This window comes from Ralstonia sp. A12 (assembly GCF_000801955.1).
In the GTDB taxonomy this organism is placed as follows: Bacteria; Pseudomonadota; Gammaproteobacteria; order Burkholderiales; family Burkholderiaceae; genus Ralstonia.
This window is the reverse complement of record NZ_JSZO01000059.1, coordinates 1-1,637: the sequence shown is the minus strand read 5'-3', so window position 1 is coordinate 1,637 and position 1,637 is coordinate 1. Positions and strand designations below refer to the sequence as shown.

At 60.4% G+C, this 1,637-nt stretch carries 1 protein-coding gene; it reads right to left on the bottom strand.

The annotated features are described in order from the left end of the window. Nucleotides 1-648: 648 nt before the first annotated feature. Nucleotides 649-1,389: a response regulator transcription factor gene (locus tag PI87_RS27950; protein WP_052321816.1), complete on the bottom strand. Its 741-nt coding sequence runs from the start codon at nt 1,387-1,389 to the stop codon at nt 649-651. Nucleotides 1,390-1,637 lie beyond the last annotated feature (248 nt).

Here is a 1,637-nt window from a genome sequence, read left to right as displayed (position 1 = left end):
GCGGACAAGGGCGCGCTTTGCGCGGCTTGCGAACCCTTGGCCGCCTGGTCGGCGTGGCCTACGGTCCCGGATCTGGGCGACGGGCTCGGGAGCATGGCGCGCATGGCACGCCAACACCGCTGGCCACCGCCGCGCGGCGAGCGCCTATTGCGGGCCTTGGCCCGCACTGGATTCGAACTGCACTTGCTTTGCCGCGACGGCCTGTCATGCATTGCCGTCAAATGGCACGTAGCTTCTTGCCCCCTGCGCGTCATCACGACGAGCGAACACCAGCTCCGACACGCGTGATATCGTCAGCGCTAGAGCCACACGAATTCGTTGGAACAAGATGTACGAGGAAAGCAGTTCATGGTGAGACGCAGGCCCGAACATCCCCCTCCGCTAGCCGCCGGCACCTATCGAGCTGTTTGCCGTGAAGCGGACGTACTCCGTGCCGCGATGAACGAACACGGAAGAATTTTTTCAGAGGCGATTTGCGTCAGCGATGGCCGGTGATGCACCTTCTATTGCGAAGGCACAGAAGTGTGGAGTTGCAACGCGAGCTATGCCGCTGTGCATTTCGACATGGAGCCTAAGGGCAACAGCAACGTGTAGGACGCGTACCCGTCTGCCGTGAACGCCTACGCGCGGACGTGTCAGTGACAGTAGTCAAGCCACCAGCATGAATTGCGGCGACTCGACTGTCCGCGAAAGTTCGCCCGCTTGCTGGACGGCCAACTGATAGCCCCGTGAGTAGACCGTCTTGAGCTCGACCCCGGTGGCCTCGCCGAAGCCCAGCTTCTTGCGCAGTTTGTAGACGTGCTGCTCGATCGAGCGCTCAGCAACACTCGCCTCAGTTCCCCATACCGCAGTGGCGATCTGCTGGCGTGACAGAAACGCTCCCGGCGACGAAAACAGCAGCCAGGCGGTCGCAAATTCCCGCGCGGTCAATCGGATGGGCGTCCCGTGCAACGTCACTGTCCGAGTGAGCCGGCACAAGCGGTACGGCCCGACCACCGTCCGGGTGGCGGATTCGGTCTGCTGCGTCCCGCGCTCTGTGCGGAGAATACGGCCGACACGGGCCCCCAACTCTTCCGCAGTGAAGTGGCCGGTGATCAAGTCGTCGACAGCGCTGTCAAAAACGCCCAGCATTTCGGCGCGTTCGACAAAGTTGCCAAATACCAGCGTTGGCCAGCACATATCGGAGTTGCACTCTCGCCAGGACAGCACCAGCTGGCCTGCCGTGCTGAATAGCTGCGCATCGATCATCAACAAATCGAACGCCTCGGTGCGCCGGGCGCGCAGCAGTGCCAATGCATCGTCGAATCGCACGCACGTCGCGTCCGCTGACAGGCAAGCCGTCAAGTACGCAAAGCTGGAAGGATTGCTGGTGAGGATGGCGAATTTCATGGCGTACCCAACTGATGCGGTGCCATTCCATTCGCCGGCCCCGCTGGTTTTCTTTTACCGCAGCATAGCTTTCACATTTCCTTCACACACCCCTCCAATGGGGGATATTTCAAAGCTAGAGCGATTTATCGCACGATCCGCGAAGTTGTCATCAGAATGACATCTAATTGAAATATTTAGACGCAGGTATGAACGATGGCGCTCCGGAGAGATAGCTGCCCGCATTCATTGCGGGCAGCTTCGAGCCC